Annotated in this window: 13 protein-coding genes; 7 read left to right on the forward strand and 6 right to left on the reverse strand. The window is 48.9% G+C overall.

Translation table 11 applies throughout. The features are described 5' to 3' along the window. Positions 1-91: 91 nt before the first annotated feature. Positions 92-3628, reverse strand: a complete 3537-nt coding sequence (gene nifJ / locus GA520_RS04160) for a pyruvate:ferredoxin (flavodoxin) oxidoreductase (protein ID WP_163337945.1) — start codon at positions 3626-3628, stop codon at positions 92-94. A 632-nt stretch (positions 3629-4260) separates the two neighbouring features. Here nifJ and pabB point away from each other — a divergent pair. Then, the gene (pabB, locus tag GA520_RS04165) at positions 4261-6177 is read left to right on the forward strand and encodes an aminodeoxychorismate synthase component I (RefSeq protein WP_163337944.1); all 1917 of its coding nucleotides are present in this window, start codon (positions 4261-4263) and stop codon (positions 6175-6177) included. Between the two features lie 148 nt (positions 6178-6325). Here the strand turns inward: pabB and GA520_RS04170 are convergent, their stop codons facing one another. Beyond that, positions 6326-6835, reverse strand: a complete 510-nt coding sequence (locus GA520_RS04170) for a hypothetical protein (RefSeq protein WP_163337943.1) — start codon at positions 6833-6835, stop codon at positions 6326-6328. Positions 6836-6857: 22 nt separating this feature from the next. Then, positions 6858-7109: a DUF493 domain-containing protein gene (locus tag GA520_RS04175; protein WP_163337942.1), complete on the reverse strand. Its 252-nt coding sequence runs from the start codon at positions 7107-7109 to the stop codon at positions 6858-6860. A gap of 314 nt (positions 7110-7423) precedes the next feature. On the opposite strand from GA520_RS04175, the gene GA520_RS04180 reads away from it, so the two are divergent. Further along, positions 7424-9007 carry an ATP-binding protein gene (locus tag GA520_RS04180; RefSeq protein WP_163337941.1) on the forward strand — a complete coding sequence of 528 codons (1584 nt, stop codon included), beginning with the start codon at positions 7424-7426 and terminating at the stop codon, positions 9005-9007. 12 nt (positions 9008-9019) lie between these two features. On the opposite strand, the gene GA520_RS04185 is transcribed toward GA520_RS04180, so the two are convergent. Next, a complete protein-coding gene (locus tag GA520_RS04185; RefSeq protein ID WP_163337940.1) occupies positions 9020-9415 on the reverse strand; it encodes a TM2 domain-containing protein in 396 nt (131 codons plus the stop codon). Positions 9416-9424: 9 nt separating this feature from the next. Next, a complete protein-coding gene (locus tag GA520_RS04190) occupies positions 9425-10510 on the reverse strand; it encodes a glycoside hydrolase family 3 protein (protein WP_163337939.1) in 1086 nt (361 codons plus the stop codon). Positions 10511-10845: 335 nt separating this feature from the next. On the opposite strand from GA520_RS04190, the gene GA520_RS04195 reads away from it, so the two are divergent. Then, positions 10846-11859: a GGDEF domain-containing protein gene (locus tag GA520_RS04195; RefSeq protein WP_163337938.1), complete on the forward strand. Its 1014-nt coding sequence runs from the start codon at positions 10846-10848 to the stop codon at positions 11857-11859. 78 nt (positions 11860-11937) lie between these two features. Here GA520_RS04195 and GA520_RS04200 read toward each other — a convergent pair whose 3' ends face one another. Next, positions 11938-12336 (reverse strand): pancreas/duodenum homeobox protein 1, encoded by a 399-nt coding sequence (locus tag GA520_RS04200; RefSeq protein ID WP_163337937.1) that lies wholly within the window; start codon positions 12334-12336, stop codon positions 11938-11940. Between the two features lie 140 nt (positions 12337-12476). Between GA520_RS04200 and GA520_RS04205 the strand changes: the two genes are divergently transcribed. The 4 genes from GA520_RS04205 (at position 12477) to GA520_RS04220 (ending at position 17283) form a co-directional block, all read left to right on the forward strand. After that, positions 12477-14666 (forward strand): ATP-dependent helicase, encoded by a 2190-nt coding sequence (locus tag GA520_RS04205; RefSeq protein ID WP_163337936.1) that lies wholly within the window; start codon positions 12477-12479, stop codon positions 14664-14666. A 41-nt stretch (positions 14667-14707) separates the two neighbouring features. Then, on the forward strand, positions 14708-16048 hold the full coding sequence (locus tag GA520_RS04210) for a folylpolyglutamate synthase/dihydrofolate synthase family protein (protein ID WP_163337935.1): 1341 nt from the start codon (positions 14708-14710) through the stop codon (positions 16046-16048). Beyond that, positions 16048-16353 (forward strand): HNH endonuclease, encoded by a 306-nt coding sequence (locus GA520_RS04215; RefSeq protein WP_163337934.1) that lies wholly within the window; start codon positions 16048-16050, stop codon positions 16351-16353. Before GA520_RS04210 ends, GA520_RS04215 begins: the two co-directional genes overlap by 1 nt. Before the next feature lie 297 nt (positions 16354-16650). Beyond that, entirely contained in the window at positions 16651-17283 is a 633-nt protein-coding gene (locus GA520_RS04220) for a hypothetical protein (RefSeq protein WP_163337933.1), read from the forward strand. Positions 17284-17289: the final 6 nt, after the last annotated feature.

A 17289-nucleotide genomic window follows, 5' to 3' on the forward strand; every position in this document is an offset into this window, starting at 1 on the left:
AAGGGCGGTGGAAAAATATCCACCGCCCTTTTTTTATGCGTTGCTCGCTCCTGACCCGTTACCGGGTCAGGAGTTGTACTCGGATAAATGCTTATTCTTCTTCTTTCTCAGGCTCAAGAGCGTCACGGCGACCTTTGAGGAACTTCCAGGACTTCACTGCATCTTTTTCCGCCTGGGCGATCAAACCTTCCGCCTCATCAGGATTGATACGCTTGAGTGCCTTGTAGCGGTTCTCACTCAGGATGTAATCTGAGAATTTCATAGTCGGCTCTTTGGAATCGATGGTCAGTGGGTTTTTACCTTGGTCTTCGAGTTCCGGGTTGAAGCGGTACAGTGGCCAATGACCACAGCTAACGGCTTTCTTCTGCTGTTCGAGGCCGTTTGCCATGTTGATACCATGGTTGATGCAGTGTGAGTAAGCAATAATCAGGGATGGTCCGTCATATGCCTCTGCCTCTGCAATAGCCTTGGCGGCCTGACCCGGGTTGGCACCCATGGCGATATGGGCGACGTAAACGTTCCCATATGTCGAGAAGATCATACCGATATCTTTCTTCGGTGATTTCTTGCCACCGAAGGCAAACTGTGCGGTAGCTGCACGCGGGGTGGACTTGGACATTTGACCACCGGTGTTTGAGTATACTTCAGTGTCGAGAAGCAGTACGTTGACATTCTCACCGGATGCCAGAACATGGTCGAGACCACCGTAACCGATATCGTATGCCCAACCGTCACCACCAATAATCCAAACGGACTTTTTAACCAGATAGTCGGCAATTGGCATCAAGCGTTTGGCCAGGATGTCCTTGCTTCCTTCAAGGGCAGTTTTCAGTTCGGTCACACGCTGGCGCTGGGCCTCGATATCCATCTGGGTTCCCTGCGGGGCGTCGGCAATTGCCTTGGCCAGATCTTCACTGACAAGACCGGCATCGGCTATCTTGGCAACCAGCTCGAGTGCCTGGGCACAGAGCTTGTTGGCGGTAAAACGCATACCCAGACCGAATTCGGCGTTGTCCTCGAACAGCGAGTTGGCCCAGGCCGGTCCACGACCATCGGTACGGGTACAGTACGGAGTGGTCGGCAGGTTGCCGCCGTAGATGGATGAACAACCTGTGGCGTTAGCCACAACCATTCTGTCACCAAAAAGCTGGGAAACCAATTTGACGTATGGGGTCTCACCACAACCGGCACAAGCGCCGGAGAACTCAAATAGTGGGCGAAGCAGCTGGCTACCCTTGACGGTGCCAGGGCTGATAAGCGCCGGGTCGATTTCAGGAAGACTGAGGAAGTAGTCTACTTTGGGGATCTCGGTGGTCTTTAATGTTTCGGTATTCGGGACCATTTCGAGAGCTTTTGTTTTTGCCGGACAAGCACTTACACAGAGGGTACAACCGCAACAATCCTGGGTGAAAACCTGGAGGATGAATTGCTGTCCCTTGAAGTTTTTACCGACAGCATTCAGAGATGTAACACCTTCTTTTACTTCAGGTACGATCTTGGTCCTGATCGCGGCGTGCGGACATACAAAAGAACACTGGCCACACTGGATACAGTTATCAGGAATCCAGCTCGGTACGTTAACAGCGATGTTACGCTTCTCGTACTGAGTGGTTGCGGTCGGCCAGGTACCGTCATCCGGGAGCTCGGAGACTTTCAGCTTGTCGCCTTTACCCTCGATGATTTTGGCTGTGACATTCTTGACGAAGTCAGGTGCGTGCTCCGGCACGGTCGGGGGAAGTTCGTGGCCGGTAATATCGGACTTGATCTCGACCTGGAAGATATTTTTAATAGCTCCATCGACAGCGTCATAGTTCATTTGGACGACTTTGTCGCCTTTGCTGCCGTAGGTTTTCTTTATGGCGGTTTTAATGGAGCGTATCGCATCCTCTTCGGTGAGGATACCGGAGATCATAAAGAAAGCGGTCTGCATGATCATGTTAATGCGGGCCCCGAGGCCAAGAGCCTGGCCGAGTGCGATCGCGTCGATGACATAGAATTTTGCTTTCTTTTCGATCAGGTCACGCTGCACGCGATCGGGCATATGATCCCAAACCTCATCTTTATTGTACCCGGAGGTCAATAAGAATGTGCCACCCTCTTCAAGGTTACAGAGCATGTCATAACTATCGAGGAAAGTGAAGTTATGACAGGCGATAAAGTTGGCCTTGTTGATTAGGTACGGTGCGGATATTTTGTTGTCACCGAAACGTACGTGGGAGGTGGTTATGGAACCCGACTTTTTGGAGTCGTAAACGAAATAACCCTGGGCAGAGTTGTCAGTTTCACCACCGATGATCTTGATGGTGTTCTTGTTGGCACCAACGGTACCATCAGAACCGAGGCCGTAGAACAGGGCACGGAAAACGTCGTCACTTTCAATGTTGAAGGATGAGTCGTAATCGAGACTGGTAAAAGACACATCGTCGTGCGGTCCAACACAGAATTTATTCTTGGGAGCCATGGCTGTCATGTTTTCGAATACAGCCTTAACCATTGCCGGGGTAAACTCGGCAGATCCCAGACCGTAACGACCGGCGTAGATGACCGGCGGAATAGCGCTCGGGTTGGCTTCAATTGCCTCAGAAACAGCAGCGCGGACATCAAGGTACAGTGGCTCGCCGATGGATCCCGGCTCCTTGGTACGATCGAGAACGGTAATCCTCTCAACGGTTTTCGGCAGTGCATTGACCATAGCCTTCGCGTCAAACGGACGGTAAAGACGGACAATAACCATGCCGACACGCTCGCCTTGGGCTACCATGTAATCGATGGTTGCTGCAGCAGTCTCAGCACCGGAGCCCATGATGACGATGACATCCTCGGCATCTTCCGCTCCATAGTAGTCAAAGAGGTGGTACTGCCGACCGGTGAGCTCTGCCAGTTTGTCCATGGTCTCCTGTACGATGGCAGGAGTTGCATTATAATATTTGTTGACGGTCTCACGGCCGGTGAAGTTAACATCAGGATTCTGGGCGGTTCCTCGTATTGACGGACAATCCGGGGTGAGGGCGCGTTTGCGATGCTCTGTGATAAGGTCTTCATCAACAACGGCACGCATATCATCCATGGTGAGTTCCTCGATTTTCTGGACCTCGTGGGAGGTGCGGAAACCATCGAAGAAATGCATGAAAGGTATTCTGGACTTCAGGCTCGCCTGGGTTGAGATGAGAGCCATGTCCATACATTCCTGAACATTTTGGGCACACAACATTGCCCAACCGGTCTGACGGGCGGCGTAAACGTCGCTGTGATCGCCGAAAATTGAAAGACCCTGATATGCCAGTGCACGTGCGGAAACGTGAAAAACGGTCGGGGTTAATTCTCCGGCAATCTTGTACATGTTCGGGATCATAAGTAGAAGACCCTGGGAGGCGGTGAAAGTGGTGCACAGGGCACCTGTGGTCAGGGAACCGTGAACCGCCCCTGCAACACCTGCCTCTGATTGCATCTGGGTCACTACGGGGATGCTTCCCCAGATGTTTTCCTGCTTGCCCGCAGCCTTGGCATCGGATTCGGCCGCCATCGGTGAAGAAGGTGTGATGGGGTAAATGGTGATGATCTCGCTCGTGGCATAGGCGACATGGGTACAGGCCTGGTTGCCATCAATAGTAACCATTTTACGCGACATGTGATGTTCTCCTTTAAGATGTCTGATGGTTTATGTGTATGTTCTATCTCAATAGAAACAAACGTTTGACATTCTTGTCATTAAGGCCGGACTATAGGGGTCCCGCCAGCCGGTCGAAAAGAGCCGGTATGAATAATAAAAATAACCTTTGAACCTGGAAGTGCGGCTGGTGGGGGGCTGCGAGTTTTTCTCGGTTACAGGGCCGAAGTGGACCGAAACCGAAAGAGTGGAGCAATATCATGTTGAGATCGTTTCCTATACGTTTGCTCAACGCATGAAAAAGCCGTTGACAACATCCACTGGAACAATGTTATCTTCTGGCTTATGCATCCTGCGTTTTTTACTGATCGTTGATGATCGGTTGATGACGCTGTTTTGAGTTCAGGTTCAGTAAGCTGCTGTAAAGGAGCATAGCCTGATTTTTGAAATGCAGACCATAAAACCAAATGCAGCGGGCTCTACTTACTAGCACGCCATTATATGGTATTTATTCAGTCCATGCAAGAAAGGAATTGGTCTAAAAACTGTGAATTATTGCGGCATAGAAAGGACATCTTCCCTTTTTTGCTGTAATTCCGTTTAATAGGTATGTTGGTAGTACCATATGGGAAACCTGGTTTCCGGAGAAGTTCATGTATACAGTCCCTGACTCCCTGCTTAAACAGCTGTTGGGCTATTTTGCACAAACCGAACAATTTGCTTTTTTTGACACTTCCCGGCCTTGTCTTGAAAACAGTGCCAGCTATCTTTTTACTTCTCCTGTGAAACGGCTGAAGTGCAGCATTGACGGGGATGGTTATCACTTTTTGAATGAAGTCCAGTTGTGGCTCGATAAGGGGTATTGGGTCGCAGGTTGGTTTGGGTATGAATTTGGTTACTTGCTGGACAGACAAGTGTCTGGTCTAACCACTGGTCCAGGGAAAACGGGGTCATGTGTTGCAGACCTTGGTGTTTTCGAACAGCCGCACACGTTTAATCATGTTACGGGAGTAGAAGACTTTTCAAAATTAGATTGTACAGCGGCCTTTTCTCCCGGCACATATTCAGTCCAGGACATAACCCCAAATATAACAGAGCAAGACTATCTCGATGCCTTAAAGCGGGTTAAGGAATACATTTGTGCCGGGGATACCTACCAGGTGAACCTCACGCTGAAACTTTTGTTCGGCTTATCCGGTTCTCCAGAGAGTTTGTATAGAGATCTGCGAAGGAACCAGTCCGTTGCGTATGGGGCATATGTCAGGTGGGGAGATGAGCGAGTGATGTCGTTTTCACCCGAGCTGTTTTTTCGTAAAAACGTGGAACTGCTTACTGCCAGGCCCATGAAAGGAACATTGAAGCGAGGCCGCACCCTCAAGGAAGACCAGAGTGCCAGGGAGTTTTTGCAAAATGATGGGAAGAATCGCAGTGAAAACGTGATGATTGTCGACCTGTTGCGTAATGATCTAGGTCGCGTACTTCACGAAACGGGGGGCGGTGAGGTGACGGTCCGCTCGCTTTTCGATGTAGAAACCTATGAGGGTTTGCTGCAAATGACCTCGACCGTCCATGGCAGGGGGAATGACAGGGATTTGAATGGCATTTCACTTGCAACCCTTTTCAAAGGGTTGTTCCCCTGTGGTTCGGTCACAGGGGCGCCTAAAATCAGGACCATGGAAATTATTGCCGAACTCGAAAAGGAGTATCGCGGTGTGTATACAGGGGCAATCGGTTTTTTTGGACCGGATGGCAGTTCTGTTTTTAATGTGCCGATTCGTACTGTGGTGTTAAATGGTGAGCGGGGTGAAATGGGGATTGGTTCAGGAGTGACTCATGATTCCGATTCCGGTGATGAGTGGCAGGAGTGTTTATTGAAAGGAAAATTTCTGACAGATCCTGTGCCTGAATTCAAATTGATTGAAACTCTCCTGTGGGAGCCGAAGGCAGGATTTTGGCTTCTTGAAAGACATCTGCAGCGTTTGGGTGGCTCAGCTGAATATTATTATTTCAGCTATGATCGGGATGGGATTGAACGTGCGCTTCAGCACTGTGTCGAAGGCCTTACAGAGCCTGCCCGGGTTCGCTTGACGCTTGCTAAAGATGGAACATTTGAATTAACCACCGCCGATTGTAAACTACCAGGGAATAGGACTTTGCCTGAATGCCCGGTGGCTGGTGGAAAATCACTGCCGAGGGTAAGGTTTTCAAAGCATGCAGTAGATTCCACCCAGACTTGGCAGTATCATAAAACAACCATGCGTTCACTATATGATGAAGAGTTTGTCAGGGCGTGTGCGGAGGGGTGCCTGGACTACCTGTTTGTCAACGAGTCCGGAGAAGTGACGGAAGGAGCAATTACAAATATCATTATCTATAAAGATGGCTCGTACCTCACTCCCCCGGCATCCAGTGGTCTGTTAAAAGGTGTAATGATACAGGAATTGATGGGCTTGGTAGAGGTCCCTGTGAATGAGCAGGTTCTGTATCCGCACGATATCCTCGGTGCCGACGCCCTCTATTGCTGCAATTCTGTCCGTGGTGTGATCCGGGTCCAGCTCATTGAAGGATAAGGGAGCGACCTGGATGGTTGTATGGGAATGCACGTCCCCCAGTTTCCCCTTGTTCATGAATATAATGCATTTTATATCAGTGATATGGCCGATCTTCTTTTTCTACAATTCCGAAGAGATTGAGAAATAGCCATTCTCGGACACGCTCCTAGTGAATGATTTTATCCTGCTCCGGGCTGATCTGGACAGGTGGAATTATCAGGTTGTGCTGGTGGCCGAGCATCCGGACCATGGTCATAAAGGCTGATGGCAGTGGAACATCACGGTCAAGCAAGAGAAAGCCCAGTTCCTTCGCCCGTGCCAGTGCCGCTGAGCCGTCAAGGCCATCCTGGTTATCGCAGAGTGCCTGGACGCGGAGGGCATCTGTCAGAGGAGACAGCAGGGTGGGATAATCCTCTTTTAATGAGAGAAGCTCCTGCTCGATTGTGGCTTTGTTTTTTTCACGAAATTTGAGAAATGTTCCTTCCGTGTTCGGTGTTCCAAAAAGTTCGTTAGTGATTGCCCCAGCCAGTAAAGACTGAAATTGTTTGTCTTGGTCCCGGAACTTGATAGCGAGTTCCGCTCGAACTTCCTTAAAAACAATCATCTGGACAACGCTTATACCCTCGCGAAGAACTGCGAGAAGCTGGGATTTTTTTTCTGGTGATTCGTTACTCATACGTCTGTTGATCCGATGGAGATTAAAGCACGACTTTTACAGCGGGATGCTGTTTCAGCAGTTCGTATATTTGCAGCCTGGTTTTTTCGTCCTCAACAGTAAGTTTTGCATTGAGGCTGTGGTATTTGCCGCCGGAGCTTGAATGAGAGTGGGAGATAGCCACCTCAGTCGGGGCACATGCCGTTACAATAACTTCCTGTAAAACCTGAGTGTCTTCCCCTATGACCTTGTAAACCCAGGTGCAGGGGTAATCGATATCAGGCTTGTCAGGCATTTTATTTGTGGTGTTGCTCATCATGTATCTTTAGTTTTATACGTGTTGATCTCGTGTAATGAAGTTGCCCACAGCAACTGTTAACGGTACCACTTTCTTTTGAGAGTGCAGCTTCTGTGGCGCAAGTATTACCGAGTGGTGTTGAAGAGTCAAGTAAAACGAGTGGTGGCCTGACGAGCAAAACGGGTTGTAATGGATGGCCATTATGGATAGAATCAATATTTAAAGAGTGTAAACGTTTATAACGATCAGTACTGAAGGGGATTTCATGGAAGAATACCGAAAATCTCAAGGTACTCATAGTACAGAACTTCATGGATGAGGCTGGAATTGTGGTTGAAAACATAGCAGATATTGAGGTAGCCGAGGTTGCAGCCGAATTGGATCGAATAAAGAAAGCCCTGCTTGCAAGTGAGTCAGAGAAGAAGGCTATTCTTGATGGGTTCCCCGGAATTATCTGCCTTGTGGATGACAAGGACCAGATCGTCTGGGTCAATGAGCAGGTAAAAAAACTGCATAAGGACCCGGTTGGTAAAAGCTGCCATGAAGTTTTCTGCGGTCGGCAGGAACCTTGTGAGCTCTGCTCTATCCCAAAGGGAAATGAGAACGGTACCCGGGAACCAATCATAAAAGCCTTTGATATTCAGAATGGGGGGAGTGAAGAGTATATGGTTGAGATGGCGGGGACGCCGGTTCTGGGAGCCGATGGTGAAATGCTTTCCTATCTTATAATCGGTTGGGACGTCACTGAAAAGCTCAAGCTGGAAAAACAGCTGCGTCATAGCCAGAAGATGGAGGCTATTGGTACGCTAGCCGGAGGTATTGCCCATGATTTTAACAATGTGTTGACCCCTATCATGGGCTATTCGGAGATTATTCGGCTGAAAATGCAGCAGGATGGTATTGAGGACAAGGCGATTCAGGATTACCTGGACGGCATACTGAGAGCTGCCAAACGGGCCAAAAAACTCGTTGAGCAGGTTTTGACGTTTTCCCGTTCAAGCGAAAAAAAAGAGACCCTTCAGTATATGCATCCTATCATCAAAGAAGTTATGAAACTGATGCGGGTTTCCTTGCCTAGTACGGTAATCATTCACGAGAGGATCGATGAAAACTGTGGAATGGTATCTGTGGACCCGGTCCAGATCCATCAGGTGCTGATCAATCTCTGTACCAACAGTGCCGAGGCCATGGCAGGAGAGCACGGATCCTTGACCGTATCGCTCAGTCAGGATGAATCGGAAAGCGATGAGAAGTTCATTAAGTTGAGCGTGGCAGATACCGGATGCGGGATTGAGAAAGACAAACTGGAGCGTATCTTCGAACCGTATTTCACCACCAAGGAAAAAAGCCGTGGTACCGGCATGGGACTGGCTATGGTTCACGGTATCGTAAATAGGCAGGGGGGTAGGATTGAGGTGGAAAGCAAGGTTGGTGAGGGAACCACCTTTGACCTCTACTTTCCGGTGGTTGAACAGGCAACCAGTTTTGATCACGTTGTTAATACAACGGATCTCATCCAGGGTTCGGGGCATATCCTTCTGGTAGATGATGAAGCACAGGTCGTCCAGGTAACCGGTGAATTGTTAACCAGTCTTGGCTACAAGGTTACTGGTAAGACCTCGGCATTTGACGCCCTTGCCCTCTTTTTAAAGAGTCCGGCAGACTATGACCTATTGCTCACAGATCTGACAATGCCTGAACTCACCGGCATTGAGTTGTGCAAGAAAGTCAAAGCGTTGCGCAGCGACCTGCCGGTGGTTCTCATTACTGGTTATTCAGAGCAGTTACCCCGTGAGGCTGCCGATGAGGCAGGGGTGGATCAATACTGCATGAAACCCGTTTCCATGCGCGAACTCTCGGCCATTGTACACAACACGATGGCCAAGGCACTGTAGGTCGCACTGCAGTTATTGTCTGCCGTTAATGACCGTGATCTGGTCATTAAGGGTCCAGAGATCGTAGATGACACCGATACCGACAAAGCCGAGGGTTACCAGATAGAGAAGGCCGCTGATCCACTTGCCAATATACATGCGGTGTATACCGAAAGCACCGAGGAAGGCAAGTAACAGCCAGGCGATATTGTAATCGACATCGCCGTCCGCAAAACGGATATCCGCTTCCCTATCCATTCCCGGAATAAGAAAAAGATCAACAATCCAGCCGATGCCGAGAAGGCCAAGGGTAAAAAACCAGATGGTGCCGGAAATGGGTTTACCGTAGTAGAATCTATGCATTCCCAGGAATCCGAATATCCACATCAGGTAACCAAACATAACGGAATGAGTTTGTTGTTTTGGCATGACGTTCCTTTACTGTTGTAGGGGTTGTTTGAGTTTTTGAACTCGATGATACGCATCGTATAATCGTTGTTCAGAAATATCACCGCGCTTTATACTGTTGAGTACTGCCTTGACCAATTTACTGAGGATATTTTGGTCGTACGCGAGGTTGTTGCCAACCACGACCATGTCGACACCGGCCTGTATGGCAAGGCAGACCGCCTGCTCCAGCCCGTAACGGCTGGTGATGGCACCCATTTGCATGTCATCCGAAAGTAGGGGGCCGTTAAACCCCAGGTCCTTTTTGAGGATGGAAATGGTGGAGGCAGATAAGGTCGCCGGATATTCAAAATCTATACTACGATTATATAAATGTCCAGTCATTACACTGTCTACCAGGCCTTCTTTCAGTAACGATCGATACGGGGTAAGCTCGCTGGATTGCCAACTGTCTGTGATGTCGACAAAGCCGAGATGAGAGTCTGCTCTTGAACTGCCGTGCCCGGGAAAGTGCTTAAGACAGCAATGGATTCCTCTTTGGTGATGTTCTTCTATCCAAGCTGCTGCATGTTTGGTGACCATGTCGTGAAGGTCGGAGAAGCTTCTCTTGTATCTGCCGATAATTGGATTGTCTGGAAAACTGTTTATATCGACAACGGGTGCAAGATTGAAGTTGCAGCCGATGTCAAGAAGCAGGCGAGCGGTGGCTGATGATGCATTCCTGGTTCGAGTAGTGTCTGTTGATTCACCCAATTCCTGGGCCGGAGGGGTCTGGGGGAATCCCGACTCCTTTCTGAAGCGGTTGACCTGGCCGCCTTCCTGGTCAACGGCAATGAGCAGTTGTCCACCCGCAGTATCTTGTAATCTGCTTGTCAGTTCTTTGACTTGGTTATGGGAGATGATGTTGTTGAACTGCTTTTTACCTGCCAGGAAACGGTCGAAGAAAATGACACCTCCGAGGTTTCTTTCCTGTATGTCGTGTATCACCGGGCTTTTTGCTGTGACGCTTTCTCCATAGAATCCAGTTAGAAAGAGCTGACCTATCAGTTGTTCTGTTTGCATGTATTCCGGTGTATGTGTATGTGTCAAATTAATGGCAAGAGCAGTTGGTGTCATATATTCTCCCAGAGAATGTACCTCTCAGAAGAGTGTTTGCCAACTCAATTCCTATACTTTTTTGCAGGTCCTAATTATGGGAAAATACACTACTAATAAATAGTCAACAGGTTCTCTGGTAAGGATGTCGATGGAGTATGGCATTAATATTGCTATGTTTAGGGTGTTTCCGGTTGCATGTTCATATTGTAGCACCTGTGATTTGACGGAGTTATCTTTTCAAGAGGTTCAAAAGAGGGGGAGCGGGTAAAAAAGCAGTAAAGTTTTCAGCCATCCTGTCGATACATAAGTAGAGACTAAAAACAGCAGGCAATTTACTTTTAGAGATAGCATTCATGAACGAACTTACACTCAAACAGAACACCATGACACCCGGGACTGAGTCTGCGGAGATGTCTGATGTGTTGGTTGAGCTCGATCACCTGAAACGGCAGTCGCAAAGACTGGACCTGATGAACCAGCTTCACGGTCGTATGGCCGGGGTTCTTAGCATCACAGGCATGATTGAGGCATATTCTGTATGGCTTATGCCGTTGGTCGCCCATGAACTGATCGGTTATAACAACTCTACCCGTAATAAAAAACATCTCTTCTGTTCCGGGCACGGACCGAACCGGCGGAAGGCCATGGCCTATGCCGAAAAACTTTTGACCTCTCAGTCTGCCAAAGACGGAGACTATACCAGCCAAGATGGGCAGTACGCCCATAAGTGGTTGTTTGAGACTTCCGAAGATGCCGGAATATTGCTGATCTTAAAAGAAGGTCGCCAGCTGTCGAACGAAGAAGTTGGGCTCATAAACGAATCACTTGTTGTCCTGGCAGAATCCCTTCAGCGAGGACTTGAATACGAGGAACTGTTCGAGCGGGCCAGTAACGATGCCTTGACCGGTTTAGCCAATCGCCGCAGTTTCGAAGAGCGAATTCATGGGATGATGGATAGTGCCATTCGTTATAACAATCCGCTGAGCATGATCGCTATGGACCTTGACAGGTTTAAGTCCATTAATGATCATCTCGGTCATTTGGCAGGTGATGAAGCGTTAAAAGCTGTGGCCAGGGTTTTCAAAAATGCGGTTCGCTCAAGCGACCTGTTGGTGCGGATGGGTGGAGACGAATTTCTGTTGATCCTTGATAATACCGACCATGAAAATGCCTGTTATTTGGCAGAGCGTTTATGCGCTGCAGTTGACGAACTCGATATTCGTGCCAATGAGGATATAAAGCTTGGGGTCAGTATAGGGTTATCTCAGTTACAACAGGGTGAAGGGTTGGATGAGTGGCTGGAAAGAACAGACGATATTTTATATCATGCGAAAGCGCAGGGACGTTCACGGGTTGCTACCCTGTAACAGCATCGTAATAAATTGAATGAAAAAGGCCGGTTCATTTTCGAACCGGCCTTTTTCATTTTGGTAAACGAACGGAAATCAGGCGATCTCAATATTTATTGTAAGCGGGATAACGTGGGTCGATTTGCTTCGTTGTTCAGTGTATCCAAGCTTCCAGTCCTTGCAGTTGACAGTATCACCAAGAAGTTCATCAATTTTTTCAACTACACCGTTGAGATTTATAATGGGGTGGCGACTGAAAACCTGCGGTAGTCCCTGGGTGAGGTTGCATGCCAGACAATGCCCCGGTCTTTCGTGGAGGTGCAGTTCCATAACCAGTTTATTGTTGCTTGCTGACCCATAGGCGAGCTCGATGTCGTATGCTCCCTCACTTGCATCCCCGAACAGGGCGTCAAAGAATTCGTTTGAACGGTCCTGCGGGAAAATCGCCGTCAGTGTTTCCCTGCTAAATACCTTTGCGAAAGATTCTGTCTGCATAGTTTCCCTTGCTGTTGTAGATGAGGAACATGAGCTGCTTCCTATACAAAACAGCCCCTTTGGGACAGGTACTATACCTCCCCCAGCCTATTTGTCAACCGACGTTGCCAGCGCCTGATCCCTGTGATATAGTGGCCGCCATGAATTCAGAATTTTTACCCAATACAGGTACGCCTTCGCTCTCCGGAATCAACCTGGAGGACCTCAATGAACAGCAATATGCCGCTGTAACCAGGACTGATGGACCAGTTCTTGTTATTGCCGGGGCCGGCAGTGGTAAAACCCGCACCCTGGTGTATAGGGTTGCTCACTTGATGGATAAGGGAGTGGCACCGGAGTCAATCCTGCTTCTTACGTTTACCCGAAAGGCATCCCAGGAGATGCTTTGGAGGGCAGGACATCTGCTGAATGAGTCGTGCAGCAGGGTCGTTGGCGGAACCTTCCACGGTCTTGCCAACATGCTGCTCAGGAGGTACGGCTCACATATAGGTTTTGGATCCGCGTTTACCATCATAGACCGGGCTGACGCGGAGGGTATCGTCAACCTGTTGAAATCATCGTTAGGTCTGAGCGGTCGATCGAAGCAGTTTCCGTCAAAACGGGCCGTTATCAATATCATCAGCGGTTCTGTCAATAAATCTATTGAACTTGAGGACCTGGTCTACGAGCAGTACAGCCATTTGAGCGATCATCTGGAAGATATTATCAAGCTGCGCGAAGAGTACCAGACCTTTAAGTACAATCACGGTTTGATGGATTACGACGATCTGCTGGTGAACTGGAAACGGTTGCTCGAGGAGTCGCTTGAGGTTCGTGAGATCATTTCAAACCGTTTCTCCCATATCATGGTTGATGAGTACCAGGACACGAACCTGATCCAGGCCGATATCGTACGTCTCGCCGCCTATACCCATGACAATGTTATGGTGGTGGGCGATGACTCTCAATCCATATATAGCTTCAGGGGTGCGGATTTCTATAACATCATGCGTTTCCCCAAGGTGTTCGAGAATACCTGTATCGTCAAGCTGGAAGAAAATTACCGTTCCTCCCAACCGATTCTCTCACTTACCAATGATATCATCCGAAACGCCGAGGAAAAGTACACCAAGACACTTTTTACCCGCATAGAAGGTGACCGGAAGCCTCGATATTATGGGGCGAGAGACGAGCGTGCAGAGGCTGGTTTTGTGGTGAAAAAGATCCGCCAGCTGCATGAGGGCGGCCTTCCTCTCGAGGAGATCGCGGTACTGTTTCGCTCCGGGTTCCACTCTTATAAACTGGAGATGGAGCTCAATACCGAAGGATTCGATTTTGAGAAACGAGGCGGGCTTAAACTGACGGAGTCGGCCCATATGAAAGATGTGTTGTCTTTTCTACGGCTTCTGGTCAACCCCTACGATAATCTGAGCTGGAACCGAATCCTGCTGCAGTTGGATAAGGTCGGTCCCAAAACCGCGCAGAAAATTACCGGTTCAATTGCTGCAGCAGAAAATCCGTTTGTGGCCCTGCAGGCCTATAAGCCGGGGAAAACCTGGAAGTATGGACTGGATCGTTTGAATAAGCTGTTTCGTGACCTTCATGACAGTGACCAGCGCCCGTCCGGATTGTTCGAGATCATCACCGAATATTATCAACCTGTTTTCATGGATCTTTACAGCGATGATTATCCGAAACGTCAAAAGGATCTGGATCAGCTTAAAAATATAATGGCAGGATATGATGACCTGCAATCCTTTATAGATGATACGGCTCTTGATCCGCCAGAGTCAGAAAAACAATCAGACAGCAGTGGTGAACGGCTGATTCTTTCTACCATTCACTCTTCCAAGGGGCTTGAATTCGATGCAGTTTTTGTTATAGGTCTGGCGGAAGGACGTTTCCCCCACGGTGCTGCGGCTCAAGGCGAACAGTGGGAGGAAGAACGGCGCCTGCTGTACGTTGCTGCAACCAGGGCCAGGAAACATCTGTACCTCACCTATCCCCGGGAGTTGATGACTCCGGACAGGCAATTTCGTCGGGTCGGTATGTCTCCGTTTTTATCTGAGATCAGTTCCGGTTTGTATGAACGGGTTGAGGCTGAAGCATCGAGTTATTTTGATCGACCGCCAAGACGGCAGGAGTCGTATTCTTCTCCTCCAATTCCCAAGAAGAAAAAAGAGCGGAAACTGACCATGGAAGACCTGAGTGTGGGGGCCAGGGTTCAACATCCTTTTTTTGGACAGGGCGTGGTCAGGAAATTGGCTCCACCGCGGTCCCTCGATGTTGCTTTTGATCGCCATGGCATGAAGACGTTACATCTCGATTATGCCAAACTTAAAATTTTATAGTCATCCCATATGTAAATGGACCGTATTAGGCAAAGGAAATTATGAACTTTAATGAGGCCATTGTCTTTCTCGATAACCTCCAGCTCCACAAGATTAAGCTTGGCCTGGAGGCAATGCGCTCCTTTCTGGCACGGGTAGATCAGCCGGATAGGAAACTCCGTTTTATCCATGTGGCAGGCACAAATGGGAAAGGTTCTGTAAGTGTATCACTGTTGACCGTCCTGCGTGAAGCGGGGTATCGGGTAGGGTTGTACACCTCTCCTCATCTTTCCAATGTGCGGGAGCGTTTCCGGGTAAACGAGGATTATATAAGTGAGGAGGCATTTGCCCGCCATGCATCTCGTATTGTTGAGGCGCTAGGTGAAGATACCATTACCTATTTTGAATTCACCACGGCCCTGGCCATGCTCTGGTTTGCAGAATCGGATCTGGATGTTGTGATTCTTGAAACGGGCCTTGGGGGGCGCATGGATGCTACTAATGTGGTTTTGCCGATGGTTTCGGTTATCACCTCGATAAGCATGGATCATGAGGCGTACCTTGGTACGACCATTGCTGAAGTGGCGGGTGAAAAGGCCGGTATCATAAAAGAGAATATACCGGTTGTGGCTGCGGGTGGTGGCCGTGAGATAATTGATGTGTTGACCGGGAAGGCAGCTGAGTGTAATGCACCTCTTTATCTACTCGGGCGGGAATTCAGCTATAGCGGGCAAAGCAATGATAACTGGGACTGGAAGAGTGGTGCAATACAACTTGGTGAGGACGTAACCGGGCTGCAATGCACCATGCGGGGTGCTTATCAGCGTGAGAACGGTTCGCTCTGCCTGGCCACTCTAAAGTTACTGGCCAAGCATGGCTTTGAGGTGTCAGGTGAGCAGATCCGGAAAGGATTGACCAAGGTGCGATGGCCGGGGAGGTTGGAGTATCTGGTGCTTGACCGTCTCAACCGTGAGCAACTCCCTGTTGGCTCAGCTGCAGGGGAAAGGCATGTGAGGTATCTGCTTGATGGTGCGCACAATCCGGAAGGTGTCAAAAATATGTCAATGACACTTGCCAACGAGTATAGCTATCGTCATATCGTGTTGGTCTGGGGAGCCATGATTGATAAGGATATCGGAGCGGGGTTAAGGGAGGTGTTGCCCCTGGCTGATACGGTTATTCTTACCAGACCGGAAGGTGAACGCTCAGCGGAACCTGAACAACTGGCAGCGTGTCTTCCCGAAGACTCGGGAGTTGAGGTTTTTCTGGAGCGGGATGTGGCAAAAGCTCTGTCTCAAGCGGAACAACTTGCGACGGAAGAAGATCTTATAGTGGTTGCCGGTTCACTCTATCTGGTAGGTGCCGTCCGTGCAGATCTGGTCGGACAGTTAGTTGATCAGTAATGGAATATTTCAGTATTGACGGGACAGACGAGGCGATCCTGCGAACAGAGCGGGCTAAAGCCAGGGAGTTGCGGAAAAGTCGTTGGTGGCAGCGTAAAACCGCATCAGGGCTCTGTCATTACTGTGGAAAAAAGTTCAGCTACAAACAACTAACCATGGACCACCTTGTACCACTGGCACGAGGTGGAATGTCTACCAAGGATAATCTTGTACCCGCCTGTAAGGAGTGCAATACCAAAAAAAAAGCGATGCTTCCCCTGGAGTGGGAAGAGTACTGGGATGATTTGAAAAAAAGCCAGGTATAAATCCGGCCACCAGCTATTTGACGAGCGAGTGTTCATCTGCGAACCTGGGAATGGATTCGAAATCGGGTCCGGTTGCTGTTACTGGTCCTTGTCTGTTCTGTATATGTCTTTCTGGAGGTTGTCCGAGATTTGACATTTTTTCTCAGAGCGGGGCATTTTAGAATAATAAGCGCAGTCATATGGTTGATATACCGAGTATTGGTTTTATATACTAACGAAGAACTGGGGTGAAAGGGCCTTCTCGGACAGCGACTCCTGGTCGCTGTGTGTATTGGTTGCTTATCCGGAGGTGATGTTGTGCTCAGAAAAAGCATCAGTTGTACTGCTATTGCGATATCCTTTACTCTGCTTCTCTTGTCGGGATGTTCTTCAACCAAGCTTGTGACCAGTTGGAGTGACAAATCTTTTTCTGGCCCCCCTATTCAGAAAGTACTTGTTGTCGGGGTTATGAAAAATGATATCCAGCGGAAAATGTATGAAAGCCAATTTGTCGCGCGCATAAATGAGGGCGGTATAACGGGAATTCCCGCCTACACTATTATCCCGGATTCGGTTAAACCATATAGCGAAGAGGCAATTCGTAAAGCGGTTGCGGAGACCGGGGTGGATGCAGCGATTATCGCCTGTCTTGCAGATATTGAAAAAAAGCAGAGATATGTACCACCCACCTATGAATACGAGCCGATGTTCGGTCGCAGACATGGTTTCAACAGTTATTATGGAAGGTCGTACCGGTATGTGAGTACACCGGGATATACGACCACCGATACCATAGTCAAGCTAGAGACCACAGTATTTGCCACCAGCAGTGGCAAAATGATCTGGGCCGGTGCGACCAGGAGTTTTAATCCTTCATCGGCAGAAGGCATTGTAAAGAAAAATGCCGACCTTATTATCAAGGATATGAGAGACTCGGGTTTGCTGAAGTGATTTTAT

The organism is Desulfopila sp. IMCC35008, assembly GCF_010646885.2.
Lineage (GTDB): Bacteria > Desulfobacterota > Desulfobulbia > Desulfobulbales > Desulfocapsaceae > Desulfopila.

Excerpts from the sequence above, each read along its gene's own strand:
- nifJ (WP_163337945.1), bottom strand. The coding sequence starts at position 3,628 with ATGTCGCGTAAAATGGTTACTATTGATGGCAACCAGGCCTGTACCCAT.
- pabB (WP_163337944.1), top strand. The coding sequence starts at position 4,261 with ATGTATACAGTCCCTGACTCCCTGCTTAAACAGCTGTTGGGCTATTTT.
- GA520_RS04170 (WP_163337943.1), bottom strand. The coding sequence starts at position 6,835 with ATGAGTAACGAATCACCAGAAAAAAAATCCCAGCTTCTCGCAGTTCTT.
- GA520_RS04175 (WP_163337942.1), bottom strand. The coding sequence starts at position 7,109 with ATGCCTGACAAGCCTGATATCGATTACCCCTGCACCTGGGTTTACAAG.
- GA520_RS04180 (WP_163337941.1), top strand. The coding sequence starts at position 7,424 with ATGGATGAGGCTGGAATTGTGGTTGAAAACATAGCAGATATTGAGGTA.
- GA520_RS04185 (WP_163337940.1), bottom strand. The coding sequence starts at position 9,415 with ATGCCAAAACAACAAACTCATTCCGTTATGTTTGGTTACCTGATGTGG.
- GA520_RS04190 (WP_163337939.1), bottom strand. The coding sequence starts at position 10,510 with ATGACACCAACTGCTCTTGCCATTAATTTGACACATACACATACACCG.
- GA520_RS04195 (WP_163337938.1), top strand. The coding sequence starts at position 10,846 with ATGAACGAACTTACACTCAAACAGAACACCATGACACCCGGGACTGAG.
- GA520_RS04200 (WP_163337937.1), bottom strand. The coding sequence starts at position 12,336 with ATGCAGACAGAATCTTTCGCAAAGGTATTTAGCAGGGAAACACTGACG.
- GA520_RS04205 (WP_163337936.1), top strand. The coding sequence starts at position 12,477 with ATGAATTCAGAATTTTTACCCAATACAGGTACGCCTTCGCTCTCCGGA.
- GA520_RS04210 (WP_163337935.1), top strand. The coding sequence starts at position 14,708 with ATGAACTTTAATGAGGCCATTGTCTTTCTCGATAACCTCCAGCTCCAC.
- GA520_RS04215 (WP_163337934.1), top strand. The coding sequence starts at position 16,048 with ATGGAATATTTCAGTATTGACGGGACAGACGAGGCGATCCTGCGAACA.